The sequence below is a fragment of the Adhaeribacter terrigena genome (assembly GCF_016623615.1).
Taxonomy (GTDB): domain Bacteria; phylum Bacteroidota; class Bacteroidia; order Cytophagales; family Hymenobacteraceae; genus Adhaeribacter_A; species Adhaeribacter_A terrigena.
The window spans coordinates 552573-575694 of sequence record NZ_JAEHFX010000002.1; the positions used below are offsets into that span (position 1 = coordinate 552573).

Below are 23122 nucleotides of genomic sequence, written 5' to 3' on the forward strand. Positions count from 1 at the left end.
GTTATTTCTTTAAGTTTAAGTAATCCAGTATTTCATCGTAAAGCCCGTTTTCATTCGAATAAAGGGCGTAATTGCGAGCCGTGCCAAACCACTCTTTGGTAGAGGGATTTACTTTCTCTACGGCATTAATCAGGTCGCTCTGTTCGATTGGAAGGGGCAGGCCTTTTTTCATGGATTCGCGCAGTTTGTTTTCTACGGCAATATCCACTACGGCCCGCAGGTCGGCGCCCGAAAAATCTTTGGCCTTTTTGGTTACCGCTTCTAAGTTTAGCTTCTGTATAGGTTTATCTTTCAATAGAACTTCCAGAATGGTTTCTTTGGCTGCCTGGTCCGGAGGCGTTACAAAAACGATCCGGTCAAAGCGGCCCGGCCGACGGAAAGCCGAATCCATGTTCCAGGGAGTATTGGTAGCGGCCAGAATCAAAACGCCTTCGTTCGAATAATCCACCCCGTCCAGTTCAGAAAGGAACTGGTTGATCAGGTGCCGACCGCCACTTTTGCGCATGTCGCTACGGCTGGCGCCTAAAGCATCTACTTCATCGAAAAACAGCACGCAGGGAGCTTTTGCCCGAGCTTTTTGAAAAATGGCATGCAGGTTTTTTTCGCTATTCCCGATCCACATGTCCAGAATATCATTTATGCCTACCGAAATAAAAGAAGCATTTATTTCGCCGGCCGTGGCGCGGGCAATAAGGGTTTTTCCGCAGCCCGGCGGACCGTACATCAGAATGCCGCCACCAATTTTCTTGCCGTAAGCTTTATACAAGTCCGGATGCAGCAGCGGATGAATGATCTTTAAGCTGATCTCTTCCTTTACCTGGTGCATGCCGCCTACATCGCTGAATTTTATTTTTGGCTTTTCAACTTCGGTATTGTCTTCATCATCTGGCAAAACAGCAGGAACTTTCAGGTCGAATTCCGAATAGCCGGGATGGGCCTTTTCGGCAATCTTATTTTCAAGTGCACTATCTTTTAAAGCCTGATTCAGCTTAGTGGCCAGTATGTATTGGTCCAGCGCTTCTTTAGCTTCGCCGGTTTCGAAAAGCAGTTTAGCATGCAGGAGCACGGCTTCGGCCATTTCCGGATCGAGCTGCAATAGTTCTTCCACAACCACAAAAGCAGCTGAGTTTTTTTGTCGTTTAAAATAGAGTTTCGCCAACTCCAGCTTTAAGCCTTTGTGGTGCGGGGCTTGCTCTAAAGCGGATTTCAGATGCAGTTCCGCTTCATCCAGCTTGTTTAAGCGAATGTAAATATCGGCTACGTGTTTCCTAAGCGGAATATTATCGGGGGAAAACTTTAAGGCCTCGATTAACCCGGGTAATGAGGCTTCTTCTTGCTCGTTCATCGGAATTGGTTGATCAGTAACAGGGAATCAAGTTAAGGGAAAGATTTAGAATTGCCAATTGTTGGTTATTTTTGATTTCTGCAAACGCTTAATTAATCTACCTCCATATACTTTTCATCGCCGCACATGCGCACAATTTTCGGGGTGAAGGTGCCAATGACTTCCACCAGGTCTTTCTGGAATTCCATTACCTGGTGAATGTTTTTGTAAGCCATCGGTGCTTCGTCTAATCCGGAGCCGATCACATCTACGCCGGCATTCAGCAAGTGCTGCTGTACGGCCGCCAGGTTCAGCGTGTTCTTAGCTTTGGTTCGCGACATCGTTCTACCCGCGCCATGCGATGCCGAATTTACGGAAGCCTCCAAACCTTTCCCGCGCACGATAAAGCCCGGTGTGCTCATAGAGCCCGGGATCATTCCCAATACACCTTTGCCAGCCGGCGTGGCGCCTTTGCGGTGTACGATCAATTCCCGGCCAGTGGCATCGGTTTCTTTCCAGGCAAAGTTGTGATGGTTTTCTACCATGGCAATGGGTTCTACTCCTAAAGATGCAGCCATCCGGTCGTGGATCTGATGGTGACAGGCAGATGCATAATCACCGGCCAGGTTCATGGCCAGCCAATATTCCTGTCCGGCTTCGGTATTCAGGTCGAGCCAGGCCAGGTGGCGGGCTTCCTGCGGCAGAGGGCAATTCGCCATAGCAACTTTGGTGTAGTGCCCGGCAATAGTCGCCCCCAAACCACGCGAGCCGGAGTGCGACAACACGGAAAAATACGTGCCAACAGGTAAGTTAAATTCGTTCTGTGGATCCATAATTTCCACGGTTCCGAACTCTACAAAATGATTGCCGCCGCCAGAAGAACCAAGTTGCTTGTACGCTTTATCTTTTAACGTGCGAAGCAGCTTCATATCCTGAAATTCCGGACGGTCGATGATGGCGTGGCTCTGCGGTCTTTTAAAAGTGGCCGTGCCAAAGCGGGTATTATCGATCAGCATTCTTTTCAGGTTGTCGCGGTTTGGGTCAATGTAACTTGCCGGCAGATCGTAAATGCTCAGGCACATTCGGCAGCCAATATCCACGCCTACGGCATAAGGAATTACGGAATTTTCGGTAGCCAACACGCCGCCAATGGGCAAGCCGTAGCCTTGGTGCGCGTCGGGCATGAGCGCACCGGCAACCGTTACCGGCAGGCGCATGGCGGTTTCCATCTGTTTCAGGGCACCTTCTTCAATGGCTTCCGGTCCGTAAATTTCATAGGGCACTTTTTCGGCCCGAAGGGATAGCGTTTTCGGTTCTTTCGGGGTTAAAAGCAGTCCGGCCAGGGAAGCGAAAACCGGATGTTCGCTAAATTGGACTGGGTTTTCCAGTACCATTCGAAACTCCTCCAGTTTGGCTTCTTTGGGAAGGGCGTAACAGGCGTCGGCGGCTAGTTCGAGCGCCAGACCAATGGCTTTGCCGGCTGGGAAGCCAATAGCAAGCAGGTCATTTCCGGTTACTTTTTCGGTATTTTCCATAGCGTTTTTTTATTCGTTGATCTGGTACAAAGAAATTATACATGTGCGCAGCCTTTTTGCGCAGTGAAATTTTTCTTTTACAATTTTTTTAAATAAGTTTTGAATGTTATCAATTTTAAGAAACAGCTTTGTAAAACTCTTTTCGCACCCGGACCAACGTTTCGTTAATTTTTTCCAGGTCCGGCGTTTCTGGCAGGTTCGAACGTTCGTAGATTTTATCCATTTTTGCAATTCGTTCTTCTGCCATGGCAACCAGTTCGGCATATTCAAACTCTCCGGTGCGGATCTTCAGTAAAAACTTTCGGTTTGGCCTCCGCACGATGATCTTTCCGGTGCTACCAATTTCTTCGGCCATATCGAGCAGCCGGAACGTGTGCATCAGGTTTTTAGCGTCGTAATTCTTGCCATGGCTCAGCGTGTTTTGGTAGCGGGCATCGTTGCGCTTTTCCACCCATTCCCAGTAATCGAGGTACTCTTTGCAGTAGGTAGAATAAGCGTTTTTGTTGAACGTCATTAATGCTATTGGCTCCATGCCTTTCGGTATGGAGCTGAGCGAAACATCGTTGGCATTTTCATGCGGGGCTATTCCTTTAAAGTTGGTGCCGGCAGCATAGAAAAGCGCATAAAGGTCGGGCATGTGCGGAATTTTGGCCAGCCCGCATTGTTTTTGCTTGGTACCATTTTCTGCCAGGAATTGCTGCACCGGAACTGAGCCTTGTCCTTTTGCTACGTAGCAAAAATCCAGAATGGATTTACGTTCCGGCTCCACCGGGTTCACGATCTTTTTGTTCAGGCCTTTGGCTTTTTTCACCTGCGTGAGTGCGTAGCCAGCGAAGGTGTTTTTGCAAAGCCGGGAAAGGAAAAGCTCCGGTTTAAACTGGTCGTAAAGCGGGTGTTTATACAACACACAATCTTCAGGCATAGCCAGCATTTCGAGCATATTCGGATTGTTTTTTGCCAATAGATCAACAAAGCGTTTTAGTTCGTAATACACAATATCGTTGCTTTCATTGCTGAGTTGTTCAGTATAATCCAGGCCAAAATAATCTGCTTCGGGCAGCACAAAAACTCCCCGGATGTCGGTATCTGAAGTAGGAGTGTTGAGGCCATACGCTTTGCTACCGCTGATGCCTTCGAACAGCAACAGGTTTTTTGTTTTTAGATCTTGTATCGTTAAAGCCATCGTTTTTGCAGATGTTCAGTTTTTATTTAATTTCAAATAGTGTTTCCCGGAAAAGCTGGTTTATCGGTTCTGTTTCGCCTTTATGGGCTTTGATTTCAGGAGCTTTGCATTCGCAGTAATCCAGAATCGTTTTCAGATAATTTTCCAGTTCCGGTTCTTTCGGGTGCAGATATGTTTCGTCTTGCTGACTTTTCATGCTTAAAAGCATAGCGATTTTTTCCTGCGTATTCCTGTCTTCCACCAATGGCAATAAATCCTGAAACAGAAGTGGCGGAACAGAATTCTTTTCTATGATCCAGAAGCTGGCTAACGCAGTGCGCAGCAGATAAAAATAACTTTTCAATTTTACCATTTCCGATGCTTCGCAGGTTTTAAAATAACTGAAGGCCATGCTCAGGTAATGGTGCAATCCGGCCTTCGGTGAGAAGTAAGCGGGTGCCAGCTGATTTAGCTTTTCCCGGAATTCGGTTTGCTCCAGATAAATGATCGGCGATTGCAAACGTTCGAACATGGCCGCATTCGATTTTCGCAGCAATTGCAGACTTTTCCGGATGTCCCAGCCCACCAGATCCAGGTCACCGTTCAGGTATTCGATCGAATCCCTTTTTTCATCGATGGCAAGGTACCAATCTTGCGGGTGCATGTAGATGAAGCGTACGTCGTAATCGCTGTCCGGAGAAGGAAAGCCCCAGGCGCGGCTGCCGGTTTCGGAAGCAAACAGGACGGTTACGTCATATTCGGTTTCAATTTCTTTCAGTCTTTTCAGGATCAGCTCTTTCATGGTTCAGTTATTATTTAAACCAAAGGTAGGAGGGTACTGCGCAGTGTTTTTGCGCAGTGAAAATTATTTTCTATTTTTAACCTCAACCCCCGGCCCCTTCTCCTTGAGGAGAAGGGGGGACTATTCGATAATGGAAGTTAAATGAGCAAAGATCTTCATAAGGGAGCTAAAGCCAGGCAGTTTTTATTCGCTAAAGAAAACCGTAAAAAAGCAACTCAGGCTGAAGATTTCCTTTGGCAACATCTGCGGGGGAGGAAGCTAATGGGATTTAAATTCCGGCGCCAGCACCCGATATGTAATTTTATTGCTGATTTTTATTGTCATGAAGTTGGTTTGGCAATTGAATTGGATGGCGAAATACATAATGATAAAGAAGCGCAAGATTTTGACGCGGGAAGGAGTGCTGAACTTCAAAATCTTGGGATTAAAGTGCTACGGTTCAAGAATGAGGAAGTGCTTAAAAATGTGGTGGAAGTACTTGAAGAAGTTGGTAAGCACCTTATCCCCGGCCCTTCTCCTCAAGGAGAAGGGAGTTTGAATGAGAAAGATACGATTATATAAAATTTAGTTCGAGCAGCTAACAGACAATAAACATTTATTAATAGCCTCTCTCCCCTTCTCCTATAGGAGAAGGGGCCGGGGGATGAGGTTAAAACTATGCCCGTAAATCGCAATGCCCTGATCCGCTACCGTACCATCGATAACTGCCTGCGGAACAAATACCGGAAGTGGACTTTGGAAGACCTTATTGAGGCCTGTTCGGAAGCTTTGTATGAATATGAAGGCATTGACAAAGGCGTAAGCCGGCGTTCGGTCCAGATGGATCTGCAACTTATGCGCAGCGATAAACTAGGCTACAACGCGCCGATCGTGGTGATCGACAAGAAATATTACGCTTACGAAGATCCGGAATATTCCATTACCAACATTCCGCTTACCGATCAGGACCTGGGCAAACTGACGGAGGTAGCTGAAATTTTAAGGCAATTTAAAGGCTTTACCCATTTCAACGAACTGAACGGAATGGTGCAACGGCTGGAAGACCGGATCCATACCGCTAAAACGAAACAGGCACCGATTATTGACCTGGAGAAAAACGATAATCTGCGTGGACTAGAATATCTGGACGCGATCTACCAGGCCATAATTAAGAAGAAAGCGCTAACCATTACTTACCAGTCTTTTAAAGCGCGGGAGGCAAATACCTTTACCTTTCACCCGTATTTTATCAAGGAATTCCGGAACCGTTGGTTTGTAATTGGCGTGAAAAAGCAAAGCCAGCCGGTGCAGAATTTAGCGCTCGATCGCATCTGGGCATTGGAAGAGTCTGCTGAGCCTTACCTGGTAAATACCAGTTTCAATCTGGAGGAATATTACCGCAATGTAATTGGAGTTACCGTAAATCCGAACGAAGGGCCGGAGCAGGTTGAACTTTTTGTGAATGCCAACACCGCTCCATATGTGCTTACCAAACCGATTCACCACTCGCAAACCTTGCTGGAAAAGACCGGAAACGGTATCATAATTGGCTTAAAAGTGCAGCTGAATTTTGAGCTGGAAAAGGAAATTCTTGGGTTTGGCGAATGCGTGAAAGTGCTGCGGCCGGAACGATTTAAACGGCGGATTCAGGATCGGTTAAGCAATGCGGTGGAAAGTTATGAAAAGGAATTGCGCCTGCACGATCTGGAAAATAGTTTGAAAAAAGTGCAGCGCCGGGGCTTCGCTATTTTAGAAAATATTTACACCCATAAAGAAGTTAGCCGTCTGCTTTCCATCATCAATAAAGCCGCCGAAGACCGTACCAGATTCAGAAGAACAGACGACCTGTTTGCGATCAGGAATTTGCTAAAGGAATTACCTTCTCTGAAAAGGATTTTATTTAACAGCAACCTTTCAAAGTTGGTAAAGGAAGGTTTTGGCAAGGATTATTTTTTGACCAAAGCCATTTATTTCGACAAGCCGCCGCGCTCAAACTGGTACGTTACCTGGCACCAGGATATACCCATTAATGTGAATGGTAAAATTGAAACGGAAGGTTTTAATGCCTGGACCAATAAACAGGATCTGGTAAGCGTGCGTCCGCCAATGGAATACCTGAAAGATGCTTTTACGCTCCGGATCCACCTGGATGATACGGATGAAAAGAATGGGGCTTTAAAAGTAATTCCTAAAACTCATTTTGAAGTTTTAACCGATGAAGCAATTGGAATGTTGCGGGATAACTCGGAGCATAAATGTTGCCGGGTGCCTAAAGGAGGAGTTCATTTATTGAAGCCATTAACGTTGCATGCTTCTTCCAAAACGGAAAACGACCGGCATCGGAGGGTTATACACCTTGAATTTAATAATAAAGAACTGCCGGGGGAATTGGATTGGCTGGAGCGGGAATTCATTTTTAATTAAGATTAAGTAGAGAAGTATTTTAGAGCAAGTACAGGATTATTATCGTGCCTGTTTCTATAAGTAATTGGAATCTTCTACACAGGCTTTTTAGTTTAATTTTTTTATGTTTTCAGTATAAAGATCCTTGCTTTTCAATGTCTATTTAGAGCCGTAAGGTTTTATTATGATTAGAAGTATCGTTTTACTTTTTTTACTTTTTTCATTTTCTATCCAAGCGCAAAGCTGGCTAACGAAAAGCAATTACCGCAGCCCTTATACTTATATCTACAGAATAACCCATCAGGAGACAAAAACCATTTTTGAGATAAGGCCAGATCGGTTTCAAAGACCTTTTTTCATGCTGTAGTCGATTCTTTTGCCGTAAACCAATATTATTAATAAGATTTGCCGCAAGGGCATTACCTCTTCGTCCTTGCTCAGGGGTCTGACCTGGTTTATTCGTTAAATACCGTTTCTCCTATATCCCTAAAGGTTTGCAATTAAAGTCTGGTTTTTCTGTACTGGTGCATGACGGTTTGGGAAACCGGTTTCAAATGCAGTTGTTCGGTATGGTAAAAAAGTGGTAAACCAGTAAGTAGCCAGGTAGTTGTTCAGTTAACAAGTCAGAAAATCAAGTAAAGAAATCTGCTAAATTAAAACCATACCGGAAAGGCGGTCTCGATTACGGTATCGCCGTTCAGCAGATCACTGATGGGGGCTAAATTCTGGGTGGTTCTTCGCAATCTATAATCAGTGGCAATCCAATTCAGTCTTCAAAAGGGTAGTTTGATTACTTGATTTTAAAGTTGGATGCCAAAGGCAATAAAATCTGAGACAATGCCTTTGGAGGGGTAACACCAATAACCTTTTGGCTCTTCAGTAAACAAACCACTGACGGGGTTATATCCTGGGCGGAAGTTCTGAAGGCTGGGTAAGCCCAGACAAAAGCGAAACCAACAAAGGAAATTTTAACTTCTATGATTACTGGGTAGTTAAGATAGACTCCACCGGAAACAAAATGTAGGACCGGACTCAAGGCGGAAAATAAAGATTAAAGATTTTGGACAGTTCGGCAAACTCCGGATAAAGGATACATATTGGGTGGTTAATTCGATTCCGCTAGTAACAGTAATAAATCTGCTTTTTAACGAGAATACTGATGGAACCGCCATTAATCGGAGTGTAAGCTTTGGATGCCACTACGTTTTAAACTGGGTCCGGAAATTTTCGCCAGATGGTGATTGGGATCAGACTGATACTTCTACTTAAGATTTTCTTCTTAGCGAATGGGTCTTGTATATTACAGGAGGATAAATGTACCAGCAAAATAAAACGTTCAGCGGTCAACAGGTCCTCCTGATTTTCTGGAGATTTCAGATTTTACATTAATGTGGCTTTACAAAACATATTCAGCTTCTTTACTTGCTTGAAGTAAGTTCAGCTCTTAATCGCAGCATAGTGGAATTGAAATTTGGTATCTACATGAAAAATTTTAGCCGTTTGTTTCCTCTTAATAATTGGTATTGGTCAGGTAGCTTTCCTATTACTTCAGCAGGGCTGCAAATGCCTTTTCTACTTTGCTGAAATTAAATTCCTGCAAAACCTGCTCCATGGCATTTTCGATCTCCTGGTTGCACAAATTTCCGATACTGCCTTCATGGGTATGGTTAATTTTTTCCGGCCTTTCGAACGTGTTGTTTTCGATAGCAGCACCCACATTTTTATACGCATCCCGGAAGGGCACGCCTTCCAGGACCTGTTGGTTTACGGCTTCCACGCTGAACAAATAACGGTATTTTTCATCCTGCAGCATATCCGGTTTTACTTCCAGATTCTGCAGCATGTAAGTGGTCATTTCTAGGCAACTTTGCAGTTCTTTAAAAGCCGGTAAAAAGCTTTCTTTTACCAGCTGCAGGTCGCGGTGGTAACCCGATGGCAGATTGGTGATCATGAGCGCAATTTCGTTAGGCAAAGCCTGCAGTTTGTTGCACTTGCCCCGGATTATCTCAAATACATCAGGGTTCTTTTTGTGTGGCATAATGCTGGAACCGGTGGTCAGTTCGTCGGGCAGGGAAATAAAACCGAAATTCTGGCTCATGAACAAACAGGCGTCCATGGCGAGTTTGCCTACCGTAGCGGCCACTGAAGCAAGTGCGCTACTTACGTTCCGTTCGGTTTTTCCCCGGCCCATTTGCGCGTAAACCACGTTGTAATGCAGCGAGTCGAAACCCAGCAGCTGGGTGGTGAGCTGGCGGTTCAGCGGGAACGAAGAACCGTAACCGGCCGCTGAACCCAACGGATTTTTATTGCTGATCTTATACGCCGCCTGCAGCAGGATCAGGTCATCGGCTAAACTTTCGGCATAGGCACCAAACCACAACCCAAACGACGAAGGCATGGCAATCTGCAGGTGCGTGTAACCCGGCATAAGTTTACATGGTGCTGGTTGCTGAGCGAAATAAGTTGCCGGAAAAGCATATCCACCGATTCCACCGTTTTCTGAATTTCGCTCCGGATAAACAGTTTCAGATCGAGCAGGACCTGGTCGTTGCGGGATCGGCCACTGTGGATCTTTTTCCCCGCTTCGCCAATGCGGCGCGTAAGCAGTAATTCCACCTGCGAATGCACGTCTTCCACGCCTTCTTCCAGCGTAAATTCTCCGTCCTGTATGGCAGCAAAAATGTTTTTCAATTCACGCTGCACCAGTTGTAGTTCTTCTGCGGAAAGCAGATCGATGCTGTGCAACATTTTGGTGTGCGCCAATGAGCCCAGCACATCGAAAGGCGCTAAAAACAAATCCAGTTCGCGGTCTTTGCCAACGGTAAATTGTTCTACTTGCTGCTGTACCTGGGTTTCTTTCTGCCAGAGTTTCATAAGGGGTTTGGGTTTATTTGCTACTGTTTTAATTGGTTTTAACTTTTTGCTTCAGGCAGTTTTCAGGTCCAAAACCATAGCGTTTTTAGGTATAAAAGGGCAGGTTTCGTAGCTTTATTATTTGAAGAGCTTAGTCTGCATTATTTGTTTTCAGGGCCAGCCGGTTCAGCATTTTCACGTACAACTCAATGCCGTTTTTCAATTCAGCCAGGTAAATGTATTCATCGGCGGTGTGCGAACGGGCAGAATCGCCGGGGCCAATTTTAAGCGACGGTACCGGAAGCAAAGCCTGGTCGGAAGTAGTGGGGGAACCGTACATTTGCAGGCCCAAGGCCAGGCCGGCCTGCACAATAGGCGCTGTGCTGGCAATGCCCGAAGGCCGTAAACGCATAGACCGCGGCCTAACTTCCGAAGTCACATGATGGCGGATAATTTCCAGGATCTCTTCGTGGGTATAGCAATCGGTAACGCGTATATCTACGGTAAATTCGCAACGGTCCGGAACTACGTTGTGCTGGCTGCCGGCTTTAATCATGGTCACGCTCATTTTTACCGGTCCCAGAAATTCCGAAACCTTTGGAAAGCGGAAATTCTGAAACCAGCTGATATCTTTCATCGCGTTGATAATGGCATTTTCCCCTTCTTCGCGGGCCGCATGGCCGGCTTTCCCGTGGGCTACGCAATCCAGCACCAGCAAGCCTTTTTCGGCTACCGCCATTTGCATTTGCGTAGGTTCGCCCACAATTGCAAAATCGATCTGGCCCAGGTCCGGTAAGATCAGCTCCAACCCGTTTGTGCCCGAAATTTCTTCTTCTGCCGTAGCCGCCATTATAAAGTTGTAGGCCAGGTTTTGCTGGGGATAAAAATATACGAATGTAGCCAGCAAAGCCACCAGGCAACCGCCGGCATCGTTGCTGCCCAAACCAAATATTTTCCCGTTTTCAGTTTCGGCCGCGAACGGGTCGCGTTGCCAGCCCGGGTTTGGTTTAACCGTGTCGTGGTGAGAGTTAAGCAAAATGGTAGGCAAAGCCGGGTCAAAATATTTATTACGCGCCCAAACATTATGACTTTTTCGCCTTGAAACGATACCGTTTTCGGTTAGAAAAGCTTCGATCAGGTTGGCCGTCTGGTCTTCTTCGCGGCTATAAGAAACCGTACGGATCAGGTTTTTCAGCAAAGCTAAAGCTTGCTGGTAAAGCAGGTTTAATTCATTTGTGGCGAGTGTTGGTATTTCCTTTGTAGCCGGCATTTTAAATTGAAAACTGGAATTGTTTGGGTGGGAATATTAATATTTTTGGCTTTGTGTAAATAACTTTTGAAGCACTTTTTCAACTAAAAACCCTACCGTTTTTTTATGCTGGTGCGAGCTGGTAAGCTTGTACATTTTCCTGTTGATTCCTTAAAAGATTCGAGCTGCCAGCTCACTCCAGCAATGAAATTTTTGGTTAAAAGTATCCGGAAAAGCATAGCTTTTACCTGCTAAGATTTACCTTGGTTGTTGGAGCACAGACCAGCATGCTGCAGTATAGGTTTCTGCTAACTTTTAAGGGCAGCGCTTCGAATTACGAGCCACAGACCGAGGCGGAAGGCATACAGATTAAGGGTCATGCCATGATTAGCACGAAATGGGTTTCAGCAAAAGCATCAACTTCACAAAGGGAGTATTATGCCCGATTCTGCTATTCTTTAACCAGTTCTGTTCCCGCTTTTTTATCCTGAATGAGCATTTTTCCGATCGCATCGGCGTGGCAGATCACGACGGAATTTACGCCGGCTACCAGGGCTTTAAACGCATTGTCTAATTTCGGAAGCATGCCTTTGGCAATAAGGCCTTCGTGTTTCAGGGAGCGGTATTTTTCCAGCGTCAATTCTTCGATGATCGAGTCTTCGTTTTCAAGATCGGTGAGTACGCCATTCTTTTCGAAGCAGTAGTATAGTTTGGTTTCGTACTGCCCGGAAAGCGCAATGGCCAAAGCGGAAGCAATGGTATCAGCATTGGTGTTCAGCAGGCTGCCGGCTTTGTCGTGGGTCAGTGGGGCGAATACCGGTACGAAGCAGTTATCCAGAAAAAAAGCGATCTTTTCGCCCCGGATCACGCCCGGAATGATATCGCCGGCGTAACCGAAATCGAGTTTGCCGGCCGCGCGTTTGGCCGCCGGAATCAGGTTTGCATCGGCACCGGTAAAACCAATGGCGTTGCAGTCTTCAGCCTGTAACTTAGCCACAATGGTTTTGTTTATCAGGCCGCCGTACACCATGGTAACTACCCGCAGGGTTTCGGCATCAGTAATGCGCAGGCCGTTTACCATGGTGGTTTCAAGGCCCAGGTTGCCACTGATCTGGGTAACCGTTTTCCCGCCCCCGTGAATCAGGATCTTCGGCCCGGGGATCTGGGCAAAATCTTTCAGGAACCGGTTTAATTTTGTTTCATCGTCGATGATGTTGCCACCGATCTTGATCAGGTTTAATGTTTGTTTCATGATGGAATTGGGAAATTAGTTTCAAGCATTTTTTTTAGCACTACCTGTGCCGCCCACACGCGGTTTGCAGCCTGCTGCAGGACTAGGGAATTTGGCCCGTCCAGAATATCAGCACCAAGTTCCAGGTCTCTTCTCACCGGCAGGCAGTGCATCACCTTGCCGCTGTTGGTGTTTTTCAGGCGTTCCTCGGTTAGCATCCAGCCCGGGTCCTGGGTCAGGATCTGTCCGTATGGCTGGTAGGACGACCAGTTCTTTACATAAATAAAATCAGCATCTTGCAGGGCTTCGTCCTGGTTGTTGGTAATGGTTGCGCCGGAAGTATAGGCCGGATCCAGGTCGTAGCCTTTGGGGTGCGCGATCACCAGTTCAACGTCGGCTACGCTCATCCATTCTGCAAAGGAATTCGGAACGGCCTGGGGCAAGGGTTTAACGTGCGGCGCCCAGGTAAGCACCACTTTGGGTTTTTTCGCCGTTTTCAGTTCTTCGATCGTGATCAGGTCGGCCAGGCTTTGCAGCGGGTGTAAGGTGCCCGATTCCAGGCTGATAACCGGTAAATCGGAGTAGTGAATGAATTTGTTCAGGATATCTTCGCGGTAATCTTCGTCGCGGTTTTTCAGGTTCGGGAACGACCGTAAGCCCATGATATCGAAGTACTGACCCATAACGCCGGCGGCTTCCCGGATGTGTTCCACCGAAGTTCCGTTCATGATCACGCCATCCAGCGTTTCCAGCGCCCAGCCTTCTTTGTCGATGTTCATAACCATTACGTCCATACCCAGGTTTACTGCCGCTTTTTGGGTGCTGAGTCGGGTGCGTAAACTCGGGTTCAGGAAGATCAGCCCCAACGTTTTATTTCTGCCGGTTTCTTTATAGCCCAGCGGGTTTCTTTTTAAAACCAGCGCTTCGGTTACCAGGGCATTTACATCGGCAACGTCTTTTACGGAAGTGAATTTTTTCATTTTTACACCAGGGTTTTCGCTAACACATTCGAAAAAGCTTCCAGGAAAAGGTCGGCTTCTTCTTTCTTCAGATTTAATGCGGGAAGGATCCGCAGGGTATTTTTATTTGAAGCCGAGCCGGTAAAAATCCGGTATTCTTCCAGCAGTTCTTTCCGGAGCCCAGCCACCGGAAACGGCATTTCGATCCCGATCATCAGGCCCAGTCCGCGGACTTCTTTTATGCCTTCGATCTTGCTTAATTCCGCCATCAGGTACATGCCTGTTTGGGCCGCATTTTCCACCAGGTTTTCCTGCTCCATTACTTCCAGCACCGCCAGAGCTGCCGCACAGGCCAGGTAATTCCCGCCAAACGTGGTGCCTAGCATGCCGTATTTGGCTTCGAATTTCGGGTGCAACAAAATACCGCCAACCGGGAAACCGTTGCCCATGCCTTTGGCCATGGTAATGATATCGGCTTCGATACCGGCATGCTGATGGGCAAAGAATTTCCCTGACCGGCCGTAACCCGATTGAATTTCGTCCAGGATCAGCACAATGTGGTGTTGGTTGCAATAGGCGCGGAGCTTTTTAAGGAAGCTTTCGGATGGAATATTTACGCCGCCTACACCCTGAATGCCTTCTATGATTACCGCGCAGATCTTCTCCGGGTCCCTGATTTCTTGCAACGCTTCTTCATCATTAAATGGCATAAAAAGCACGTCGTGGCCTGAATTTACCGGAGCCTGAATGGAAGGGTCGTCGGTAAAGGCAACGGCAGCAGAAGTGCGGCCGTGAAACGATTGGCTGAAGGAAATTACCTTTTTGCGACCGGTATGGAAAGAGGCAACTTTCAGAGCATTTTCAATGGCCTCGGCGCCGGAATTTACCAGGAACAGATTGTAAGCCGGGTAACCGCAAAGCGCGGCTAGTTTATGGGCCAGTTCCTGCTGTTGCGGAATCTGCACCGAGTTGGAATAAAACCCGATCAGCTTAAGTTGGCCGGTAAGTTTCTGCACGTAATGCGGGTGGCTATGGCCAATAGAAATTACTGCGTGGCCGCCGTAAAGATCTAAATATCTGGTGCCGTTCTCATCCCACACATAAGACCCTGCAGCTTTTACCGGCGTGATATTGAAAAGCGGATATACGTTAAATAATGACATGTTCTTTTTTTTAAAAAGCCGAAGCTTTCAGTTTTAATCCGGCTGTTTCTTCCAGCCCGAAACGTAAATTCATGTTCTGAACTGCCTGCCCGGAAGCACCCTTTAACAGGTTGTCGATCAGACTGATGATTATCATTTGGTCGCCTTCTTTGGCCAGGTGCAGCACGCATTTGTTCGTGTTCACTACTTGCTTGAGGTTCGGGTTTTCAGAAGCAAGATGCACGAACGGATGGCTTGCATAAAATTCCTGGTAAAGCGCTGTGGCTTCCACTAAACTTAGCTCCGTTTGCAGGTAGCTGGTAGTTAAAATCCCGCGCGTGAAATTGCCCCGGTAGGGCACAAAATGGATCGCCGGAATTTCGGTTGGCTGCAGCTGGTTCAGGCTTTGTCTGATCTCGGCCAGATGCTGGTGCGTAAAAACTTTATAGGCCGAAACGTTGCTGTCGCGCCAGCTGAAATGGCTGGTTTCAGTTAAGCTTTGGCCTGCGCCCGTGGCACCCGTAATACCGCTGATGTGGACCGGAGAAGTCAGCTTTTTTTCCTGGGCCAAGGGCAGCAAAGCCAGCTGAATGCAGGTGGCAAAACAACCCGGATTCGCAATGTTTCTGGACCCTTTTATCGCTTCGCGTTGCAGTTCCGGTAAGCCGTAGGTGAATTCGCGGCCTTCCAAAACGCTATCTTTTTTCAGCCGAAAATTCTGGCTCAGGTCGATCACTACGGCGTTTCCCGTATAATTTTCCATGAACTTGCGGGCAGCGCCGTGGCTGCTGCATAAAAACAATACATCGATATCGGTGGAAATGGTTGTGCTGAAATGCAGTTCCGTTTCACCGATCAGATCTGGATGGACAAAGTGAACCGGTTTGCCGCCGTTGCTGGAACTATGCACGAAGGCAATTTCAACCTGCGGATGGTGCAGCAAAAGGCGCAACAATTCGCCGCCGGTGTAGCCTGCGCCGCCCACAATTCCTGCCCGGATCACGGCAGTTTTTACCTGATTTTCGATACCGTTATTTGCCATTTACTTTCTGATGGATCATGGTTTGGTTGCCGAAAATTTTACAGAAGCCTTTCACGTCTTCGCCGGTCCAGGTATTGTTCATTTCGCCGTAAGCGCCAAATTCGGCAGCCATCAGATCATAAGGCGATTCGATGCCGATCACGTAAAAGCGATAAGGCGCTAAACCCACGGTTACCGTGCCGCTTACCGATTCCTGGGTATCGGTCAGGAATTTTTCGATGTTGCGCATGACCGGATCCAGGAACTGGCCTTCGTGCAGCAGGTTGCCGTACCAGGTTGCCAGCTGTTCTTTCCAGTACAATTGCCATTTGGTGAGCACGTGTTTTTCCAGGGTATGGTGCGCTTTAATAATTACCAGCGGCGCAGCAGCTTCGAAGCCAACGCGGCCTTTAATGCCAATAATGGTATCGCCCACATGTATGTCGCGGCCAATGCCGAAAGGAGCAGCGATCTCACTTAATTTCTGAATGGCCTCTACCGGGTTTTCGAATTGCTGGTCGTTTATGCCTTTGAGTTCGCCTTTTTCAAAAACCAGTTTCACTTCTTCGGGTGTATTTTTGGTTTGCGGCGTCGGGAAAGCTTCTTCCGGCAGATAGCCCAGGGAAGTAAGCGTTTCCTTACCGCCCACAGAAGTTCCCCACAACCCTTTATTGATGGAATAAGCTGCCTTTTCAAAATTCATTTCCACACCCTGCGCTTTCAGGAAATCGATCTCGGCCTGGCGCGATAATTTCTGGTCGCGGATAGGCGTCAGGATCTGAATTTCCGGGATCATAATGTTGAAGATCATGTCGAAACGTACCTGATCATTACCGGCGCCGGTGCTGCCGTGGGCTACAAAATCGGCGTTCATTTCTTTTGCAAAGCGGGCAATGGCCAGTGCCTGGTAAATGCGTTCTGCGCTCACCGAAAGGGGATAAGTGTTGTTTTTCAGAACGTTACCGAAAATGAGGTATTTGATGCAGTGCTGGTAATAATCGTCGGTTTCGTTTAAGGTGGTATGGCTGGCCACGCCCAAAGTGTAGGCGTGGCTTTCAATTTCTTTTAGTTCTTGGGCAGAAAAACCGCCGGTATTTACAAGTACGGAATGCACTTCCAGGTTGCATTCCTGCGCCAGGTACTTTACGCAATAGGAGGTATCCAGGCCGCCGCTAAAGGCTAAAACCACTTTTTTCATGGCAGTAAAATTTAATTATGAAATGAAGGTGAGCGTAATTTTTAAGGGAAAAGCCCGCCGTTTGCAAAGGAATTACTTCCAATGCCGGCGACTTTTTAAGGGGAAAAGGCTACCGTTTTTTTAGCAGCACTTTAACAGGGGAGGGGGAAATCATCGTCGGACTACAGCCGTTTCTGTGGTGGGCGATTTCTTTTTAGTAACCAGTTCCGGATCGAAAAGCATGGCCGTGCACAGGCAGTTCTTCCGGTCTTTGGCCATCAGAATGTCGAAATTTACACAGCTTTTGCAGCCGCTCCAGAAAGCGTCGTCGTTGGTTAGTTCGGAATACGTAACCGGCTGGTAACCAAGGTCTGAATTGATACGCATTACCGCCAGCCCGGTAGTTAAACCAAATATTTTGGCTTCCGGAAATCTGGTGCGCGACAACTCGAAGATCTTTTCCTTGATGGCCTTGGCCAGCCCGCTTTTCCGGAATTCGGGCGCCACGATCAAGCCTGAATTAGCCACGTACTGGCCGTGGCCCCAGGTTTCGATGTAGCAGAAACCTGCCCAGGTCCCGGCTTCGGAAAATGCAATTACCGCTTTGCCTTCCAGCATTTTGGCCGAAAGGTATTCCGGGCTGCGTTTGGCAATACCCGTACCCCGGGCTTTAGCCGAAGCTTCCATTTCGCTGCAGATAGTATGCGCGAATTCCAGATGGCCAGAGGTAGCCACTTGCACAACGAATTTGTTCATTGTACTAAAAAAATAAAATAATAAATGGATAGGGATCAGAAACTGACCCTTCTGGGAAAATAATAAGCTGGGGAGATGCCTCTACCGCGTTCGGATTAACGTCGGATATTGAGGACCCGTCGGACAGAAACGGATACGGAAAATAAAATACTGGCAAACAACAACGCAACCTTCAGGGAAGGAGGTAACTGCTGGGCAGTTAAAGAAGTCGTTGGAGTTATTGTTTTCAATTTGGTAGTACCAGTTGGGTAATTACTTTAAGGGCACAAAGTTAAATAAAAAATATTTTATAAAATATAATTTCTTAAAAAAGTAAAAAAATATGCTGAGCGCCGGGCCTGCTCTTGACCAGTAGATCCAGCTGCCCGTTCCGCAACAGTCGCGAAAAGTCAGGATTGCTGGTAATTGCTAAGGATTTTTCGGAAGTAGGTTTTCAAAACAATTTTTTTTTATAGAGAGTATTTTTACTGGTTTTAAGCAGCAAAAGCGCGTTAGAACTTATTTAGTTGTTTTAATGCTCCTTGGTTGATGTTCTTTTGAGGGCATTTCCTGAATTGCCCACCAAACCTAAAAAAGCTGTTCCGCAATTCTTCTTACGGCATCTGATTTTCCCATGGAATAAAAATGCAGACAAGGCACCCCCGCCTGCATCAGTTCTTTAGATTGTTGCACGGCCCATTCCACGCCCAATTGGGAAGCTTCCAGGTTGTCTTTACAATTTTCCAAAGCACTGGCCAGGTCATCGGGAATTTCCAGATGAAAAAGGCTGGGTAATAAGTTGAGTTGCGTTTTAGTGGTGATCGGTTTCAGGCCCGGAATAATGGGAACGGTAATGCCGGCTTCGCGGCAACTGGCTACAAAATCGAAATATTTTTTATTGTCGAAAAACATCTGTGTTACAATATATTCCGCGCCCAGGTCTACTTTCTTTTTGAGCCACCGCAAATCGGCTTTGGCATTGGGCGCTTCGAAGTGTTTTTCCGGGTAACCGGCCACGCCAATGCAGAAATCAGTGTTGCAGCAATCGGCCTGTTCTTCATCGAGGTAGCGGCCCCGGTTCATGCCCGCAATTTGCGCTACCAGTTCGCTGGCATAATGGTGGCCGTCGGGCTCTGGTACAAACCGGGTTTCGCTTTTCACGCAATCGCCGCGCAAGGCCAGCACGTTATCGATACCCAGAAAATTCATGTCGATAAGGGCATTTTCGGTTTCTTCTTTGGAAAAGCCGCCGCAAATTAAATGGGGCACCGTGTCTACATTAAAGTGGTTCTGAATGGCGGCGCAAATACCCACCGTGCCCGGCCGTTTCCGGATGGAGCGTTTTTCCAGCAGCCCGTTTTCGCGCTTTTTGTACACATATTCTTCGCGGTGGTAGGTAACATCGATAAACGGCGGTTTAAATTCCATCAGCGGCTCGATGTGATCAAAAAGCCCTTTAAGCGTCTGCCCCTTTAACGGTGGCAGAATCTCGAAAGAGAAAAGCGTGTCTTGGGCATTCTTAAAATGCTCGGTTACTTTCATTTATTTCGTTGTTCGTTATTCGTTGTCGTTGCTCTGATTTGCAATTGACTTTTTAAAGCATTTTGCCTAGCGTTTTTTCGGTCCTTACTTTATTTGGTCATCCCGACCTTAGTCGAGGGAACTATCGCGTACTGAACCTACTGATAGGAATTTATTGCTTCGCTCAAATTCCATAGGAGTACCAGTTAGTTCCTTCGACAAGCTCAGGATGACAAAAGTGAGTTTTTATGCCTTTAACCCTAGCATTTTAACCCAGTTTTTTCACCGGTTCTTTCACCGGTTTCGGGTCATAATTCAGGTTTGGGGAAAGCCAGCGTTCCAGTTTATCCTTCGGCATATTTTTGCGTTCCGCAATATCGGAAACCTGATCTTCGCCAATTTTTCCTAGACCGAAATACCGAGAATCCGGATGTGCGAAATACAAGCCACTTACCGAAGATGCCGGATACATGGCCAGGTTTTCTGTTAATTGAATACCGGTTTCTTCTTCTACTTTTAGCAGGTTAAACAAAGTCGTTTTCTCCGTATGATCCGGGCAGCCGGGATAACCGGGAGCAGGGCGAATTCCCTGATATTTTTCTTTGATCAGATCTTCGTTCGGTAGGTTTTCCTGCGGCGCATAACCCCAGAATTCCTTGCGGACTTTTTCATGTAAATGTTCGGCGAAGGCTTCGGCTAAACGGTCGGCCAGGGCTTTGAGCATAATAGAATGATAATCGTCGTGTTCCTTTTCGTAATCGGCAAGCAGTTTTTCGATGCCAAACCCTACCGATACCGCAAAGCCGCCAATATAATCGGTAAGACCGGATTCTTCGGGCGCAATAAAATCGGAGAATGCTAAATTCGGAACGTTTGCGCCTTTTTTACCTTGCTGCCGCAGCGTATGGAAACGGGTTAGTTCCTTGGCTTTCGCTTCATCTTTATACACCACGATCGTATCATCGGCTTCTGTATTGGCTGAATAAAACCCAATTACCGCGCGGGCTTCGAGTAACTTTTTATCTACAATCTGCTGCAGCATTTCCTGCGCGTCTTTGTAAAGTTTGGTGGCTTCAACTCCGTAATCCGGATCAGTTAAGATTTTTGGGAACTGGCGTTTTAATTCCCAGGCGTGGAAGAATGGCGTCCAGTCGATGAAAGGAATTAATTCTGCAATCGGGTAATTCAGGAAAGTTTTATTACCCAGAATATTTGGTTTTTTAATGTCTTCGGCTTTCCATTCGATCGGAAATTTGTTGGCTCTTGCCTCTTCAATGCTTACAAACTGGCGGTCTTTGGTGCGGCTGAAATGTTCCTGGCGAAGTTCTTCGTACTCCGCTCTGATTTCCTGATAGTACGTTTCGCGGTTGCTGCCCAGTAAATTACTCACCACCGTTACGCTGCGCGAAGCATCGTGCACGTGCACCACCGGGCCGCTGTATTGCGGGGCAATTTTTACGGCTGTATGCACCCGCGAAGTTGTAGCGCCGCCAATCAAAAGTGGAATTCTCATTCCACGGCGTTCCATTTCCTGCGCCACGTAAACCATCTCATCCAAAGAAGGCGTGATCAGGCCGCTCAGGCCCAGCACATCTACTTTCTGCGCTTCAGCTTCGGCCAGAATTTTATCCAGCGCTACCATTACACCCAGGTCGATCACTTCGTAATTGTTGCAGGCCAACACTACGCCTACAATGTTTTTGCCGATATCGTGCACGTCGCCTTTTACCGTGGCCATCAGGATCTTTCCGGCAGCATTTCTTCCGCTGCCGGCTTTTTCTTTTTCCATGAACGGCAGCAAATACGCCACCGATTTCTTCATTACGCGGGCGCTTTTTACCACCTGCGGCAGGAACATTTTACCGGCGCCGAACAAGTCACCAACTACCTGCATGCCCGCCATTAGCGGACCTTCAATTACGTCTAAGGTTTTATTTGCCTGCTGTCTGGCTTCTTCGGTATCTTCGTCAATAAATTCTACAATGCCTTTTACCAGCGCATGTTTCAGGCGTTCTTCTACGGTGTTTTGGCGCCAGGTTTCGTCTTCTTTAGCCTGTGCTTTCCCTTTGCCTTTTATAGTATCGGCGTAGGTTACCAGTTTCTCGGTACTTTCCGGGTTCCGGTTGAAAATTACATCTTCGATCAGGTCTTTGAGTTGCGGCTGAATTTCGTCGTAATTTCCCAACATACCGGCGTTTACAATGCCCATATCCATACCGGCTTTCACGGCGTGGTAAAGGAAAATGGTGTGCATGGCTTCGCGAACCGCATCGTTGCCGCGGAAAGAGAAAGACAGGTTACTTACCCCACCACTTACCAACGCATGCGGCAGGTTTTGCTTGATCCAGGTTACGGCATTCAGGTAATCTACGGCGTAGTTGTTATGTTCTTCAATGCCGGTGGCAATGGCTAAAATATTCGGGTCGAAAATAATGTCCTGCGGCGGGAAACCAACTTCATCCACCAGAATTCTGTAGCTGCGTTCACAGATCTCTTTTTTGCGCTCAAATGTATCAGCCTGACCGGTTTCGTCGAACGCCATAACGACCACCGCCGCGCCGTACTGACGCACTTTTCGGGCTACTTTTATAAAGCTTTCTTCGCCTTCTTTTAAGCTGATGGAATTTACAATGGATTTACCCTGCACGCATTTCAAACCTTCTTCGATCACGCTCCACTTCGAGGAATCGATCATGATCGGGCGTTTGGAAATATCGGGTTCGGAAGCGATGAGGTGCAGGAAGTTGGTCATGACCGCTTCGGAATTCAGCATGCCTTCGTCCATGTTCACATCGATGATCTGTGCGCCGGCTTCCACCTGCTGACGAGCTACCGAAAGCGCTTCTTCGAATTGTTCGTTCAGAATCAGCTTGGCGAATTTTTTGGAGCCAGTCACGTTTGTGCGTTCGCCTACGTTCACAAATAAACTTCCCGGGAAAATGGTAAGCGGTTCCAGCCCGCTGAAACGTGGTAAGGGTTCAATTTCCGGCAACGGACGCGGCTGGTATTTTTCTACGAGTTCGGCAATGCGTTTTACGTGGATTGGCGTGGTGCCACAACAACCACCCAGAATATTTACCAAGCCTTCCTTCAGATATTCTTCCACAATAGCCGCCATTTCTTCCGCCGATTCGTCGTAGCCGCCAAAAGCGTTTGGTAAGCCGGCATTCGGGTACGCGCTGATGAAGGAGCCGGAAATGCGCGATAATTCCTGGATATGGGTTTTGAGCTGACGGGCTCCCAACGCACAGTTAAAACCAATGCTTAAAACCGACGCGTGCGAAACGGAATTCCAGAAAGCTTCTACAGTTTGCCCGGAAAGTGTACGGCCGCTGGCGTCGGTTATGGTGCCGGAGATCATTAATGGGAGTTGCTTGCCGCCGTCTTCTACAAATTGCTGAATGGCAAATAAAGCCGATTTACAATTCAGCGTATCGAAAACGGTTTCCACCAAAAGCAGATCGGCACCACCATCGGTTAAGCCTTTTACCTGTTCGTAATACGCCGTTACCAGTTCATCGAAAGAAATAGCGCGGAAACCGGGACGATTTACATCCGGGGAAAGGGAAGCGGTGCGGTTGGTCGGGCCGATGGCGCCGGCAACGAAACGTGGTTTGTCCGGCGTTTTTGCCTCAATTTCGATAGCGATTTCCTTGGCAATGCGGGCAGATTCGTAGTTTAGTTCATAAACGATGCTTTCCAGACCGTAATCGGCCATAGCAATAGTAGTACCGCTAAAGGTGTTGGTTTCGATAATGTCGGCGCCGGCTTTTAAATATTCGCGGTGAATGTTCTGAATAATATCCGGGCGGGTGATGGAAAGCAGGTCGTTGTTGCCTTTCAGGTCTTTGGGATGATCTTTGAAACGTTCGCCCCGGAAATCGGCTTCGGAAAGCTTGTAACGCTGGATCATGGTACCCATGGCGCCATCGAGCACGAGTACGCGTTGCTGCAGTAAATTATAGATCGGGTGATTTTTCATTGGTTTCTTTCTTCAGGTATTTAAACACAACCTATCAAGAAAGACAA

At 47.2% G+C, this 23122-nt stretch carries 15 protein-coding genes and 1 pseudogene; 2 read left to right on the forward strand and 14 right to left on the reverse strand.

The window, feature by feature from the left end:
• Window position 1 precedes the first annotated feature (1 nt).
• The 4 genes from I5M27_RS06430 to I5M27_RS06445 all read right to left on the reverse strand — a co-directional run bounded on the left by I5M27_RS06430 (window position 2) and on the right by I5M27_RS06445 (window position 4823).
• Entirely contained in the window at window positions 2-1345 is a 1344-nt protein-coding gene (locus tag I5M27_RS06430) for an ATP-binding protein (RefSeq protein ID WP_200505355.1), read from the reverse strand.
• 92 nt (window positions 1346-1437) lie between these two features.
• Window positions 1438-2859 (reverse strand): RtcB family protein, encoded by a 1422-nt coding sequence (locus tag I5M27_RS06435; RefSeq protein WP_200505356.1) that lies wholly within the window; start codon window positions 2857-2859, stop codon window positions 1438-1440.
• Window positions 2860-2974: 115 nt separating this feature from the next.
• On the reverse strand, window positions 2975-4042 hold the full coding sequence (locus tag I5M27_RS06440) for a nucleotidyltransferase domain-containing protein (RefSeq protein WP_200505357.1): 1068 nt from the start codon (window positions 4040-4042) through the stop codon (window positions 2975-2977).
• Window positions 4043-4064: 22 nt separating this feature from the next.
• Entirely contained in the window at window positions 4065-4823 is a 759-nt protein-coding gene (locus I5M27_RS06445) for a nucleotidyltransferase domain-containing protein (RefSeq protein ID WP_200505358.1), read from the reverse strand.
• Between the two features lie 141 nt (window positions 4824-4964).
• Here I5M27_RS06445 and I5M27_RS06450 point away from each other — a divergent pair, with 141 nt between their 5' ends.
• Window positions 4965-5384, forward strand: coding sequence for an endonuclease domain-containing protein (locus I5M27_RS06450; protein WP_200505359.1), 420 nt, complete (start codon window positions 4965-4967; stop codon window positions 5382-5384).
• A gap of 96 nt (window positions 5385-5480) precedes the next feature.
• Window positions 5481-7226, forward strand: coding sequence for a WYL domain-containing protein (locus I5M27_RS06455; RefSeq protein ID WP_200505360.1), 1746 nt, complete (start codon window positions 5481-5483; stop codon window positions 7224-7226).
• Window positions 7227-8748: 1522 nt separating this feature from the next.
• Here I5M27_RS06455 and argH read toward each other — a convergent pair.
• From argH to metH, 10 genes and pseudogenes are all read right to left on the reverse strand, one after another.
• Window positions 8749-10079: pseudogene (gene argH, locus I5M27_RS06460) on the reverse strand (argininosuccinate lyase).
• A gap of 130 nt (window positions 10080-10209) precedes the next feature.
• Window positions 10210-11328 carry a M20 family metallo-hydrolase gene (locus I5M27_RS06465; RefSeq protein WP_200505361.1) on the reverse strand — a complete coding sequence of 373 codons (1119 nt, stop codon included), beginning with the start codon at window positions 11326-11328 and terminating at the stop codon, window positions 10210-10212.
• 430 nt (window positions 11329-11758) lie between these two features.
• The gene (gene argB / locus I5M27_RS06470) at window positions 11759-12559 is read right to left on the reverse strand and encodes an acetylglutamate kinase (RefSeq protein WP_200505362.1); all 801 of its coding nucleotides are present in this window, start codon (window positions 12557-12559) and stop codon (window positions 11759-11761) included.
• Complete coding sequence (locus I5M27_RS06475; RefSeq protein WP_200505363.1) at window positions 12556-13518, reverse strand: Rossmann-fold NAD(P)-binding domain-containing protein; 963 nt, start codon at window positions 13516-13518, stop codon at window positions 12556-12558. The genes argB and I5M27_RS06475 overlap by 4 nt, the downstream gene beginning before the upstream one ends.
• A 2-nt stretch (window positions 13519-13520) precedes the next feature.
• Window positions 13521-14660, reverse strand: coding sequence for an aspartate aminotransferase family protein (locus I5M27_RS06480; RefSeq protein WP_200505364.1), 1140 nt, complete (start codon window positions 14658-14660; stop codon window positions 13521-13523).
• 10 nt (window positions 14661-14670) lie between these two features.
• Window positions 14671-15681, reverse strand: coding sequence for an N-acetyl-gamma-glutamyl-phosphate reductase (gene argC, locus I5M27_RS06485; RefSeq protein ID WP_200505365.1), 1011 nt, complete (start codon window positions 15679-15681; stop codon window positions 14671-14673).
• Window positions 15671-16858 carry an argininosuccinate synthase gene (locus I5M27_RS06490; protein ID WP_200505366.1) on the reverse strand — a complete coding sequence of 396 codons (1188 nt, stop codon included), beginning with the start codon at window positions 16856-16858 and terminating at the stop codon, window positions 15671-15673. The genes argC and I5M27_RS06490 overlap by 11 nt, the downstream gene beginning before the upstream one ends.
• A 150-nt stretch (window positions 16859-17008) precedes the next feature.
• Window positions 17009-17593 carry a GNAT family N-acetyltransferase gene (locus tag I5M27_RS06495; protein ID WP_200505367.1) on the reverse strand — a complete coding sequence of 195 codons (585 nt, stop codon included), beginning with the start codon at window positions 17591-17593 and terminating at the stop codon, window positions 17009-17011.
• A gap of 567 nt (window positions 17594-18160) precedes the next feature.
• Entirely contained in the window at window positions 18161-19114 is a 954-nt protein-coding gene (gene metF / locus I5M27_RS06500; protein ID WP_200505368.1) for a methylenetetrahydrofolate reductase [NAD(P)H], read from the reverse strand.
• Window positions 19115-19361: 247 nt separating this feature from the next.
• Window positions 19362-23075: a methionine synthase gene (metH, locus tag I5M27_RS06505; RefSeq protein WP_200505369.1), complete on the reverse strand. Its 3714-nt coding sequence runs from the start codon at window positions 23073-23075 to the stop codon at window positions 19362-19364.
• Window positions 23076-23122: the final 47 nt, after the last annotated feature.

Bases quoted from the DNA above. Each gene is read 5' to 3' on its own strand.
- I5M27_RS06430 (WP_200505355.1), bottom strand. From the start codon at position 1,345: ATGAACGAGCAAGAAGAAGCCTCATTACCCGGGTTAATCGAGGCCTTA.
- I5M27_RS06435 (WP_200505356.1), bottom strand. From the start codon at position 2,859: ATGGAAAATACCGAAAAAGTAACCGGAAATGACCTGCTTGCTATTGGC.
- I5M27_RS06440 (WP_200505357.1), bottom strand. From the start codon at position 4,042: ATGGCTTTAACGATACAAGATCTAAAAACAAAAAACCTGTTGCTGTTC.
- I5M27_RS06445 (WP_200505358.1), bottom strand. From the start codon at position 4,823: ATGAAAGAGCTGATCCTGAAAAGACTGAAAGAAATTGAAACCGAATAT.
- I5M27_RS06450 (WP_200505359.1), top strand. From the start codon at position 4,965: ATGAGCAAAGATCTTCATAAGGGAGCTAAAGCCAGGCAGTTTTTATTC.
- I5M27_RS06455 (WP_200505360.1), top strand. From the start codon at position 5,481: ATGCCCGTAAATCGCAATGCCCTGATCCGCTACCGTACCATCGATAAC.
- I5M27_RS06465 (WP_200505361.1), bottom strand. From the start codon at position 11,328: ATGCCGGCTACAAAGGAAATACCAACACTCGCCACAAATGAATTAAAC.
- argB (WP_200505362.1), bottom strand. From the start codon at position 12,559: ATGAAACAAACATTAAACCTGATCAAGATCGGTGGCAACATCATCGAC.
- I5M27_RS06475 (WP_200505363.1), bottom strand. From the start codon at position 13,518: ATGAAAAAATTCACTTCCGTAAAAGACGTTGCCGATGTAAATGCCCTG.
- I5M27_RS06480 (WP_200505364.1), bottom strand. From the start codon at position 14,660: ATGTCATTATTTAACGTATATCCGCTTTTCAATATCACGCCGGTAAAA.
- argC (WP_200505365.1), bottom strand. From the start codon at position 15,681: ATGGCAAATAACGGTATCGAAAATCAGGTAAAAACTGCCGTGATCCGG.
- I5M27_RS06490 (WP_200505366.1), bottom strand. From the start codon at position 16,858: ATGAAAAAAGTGGTTTTAGCCTTTAGCGGCGGCCTGGATACCTCCTAT.
- I5M27_RS06495 (WP_200505367.1), bottom strand. From the start codon at position 17,593: ATGAACAAATTCGTTGTGCAAGTGGCTACCTCTGGCCATCTGGAATTC.
- metF (WP_200505368.1), bottom strand. From the start codon at position 19,114: ATGAAAGTAACCGAGCATTTTAAGAATGCCCAAGACACGCTTTTCTCT.
- metH (WP_200505369.1), bottom strand. From the start codon at position 23,075: ATGAAAAATCACCCGATCTATAATTTACTGCAGCAACGCGTACTCGTG.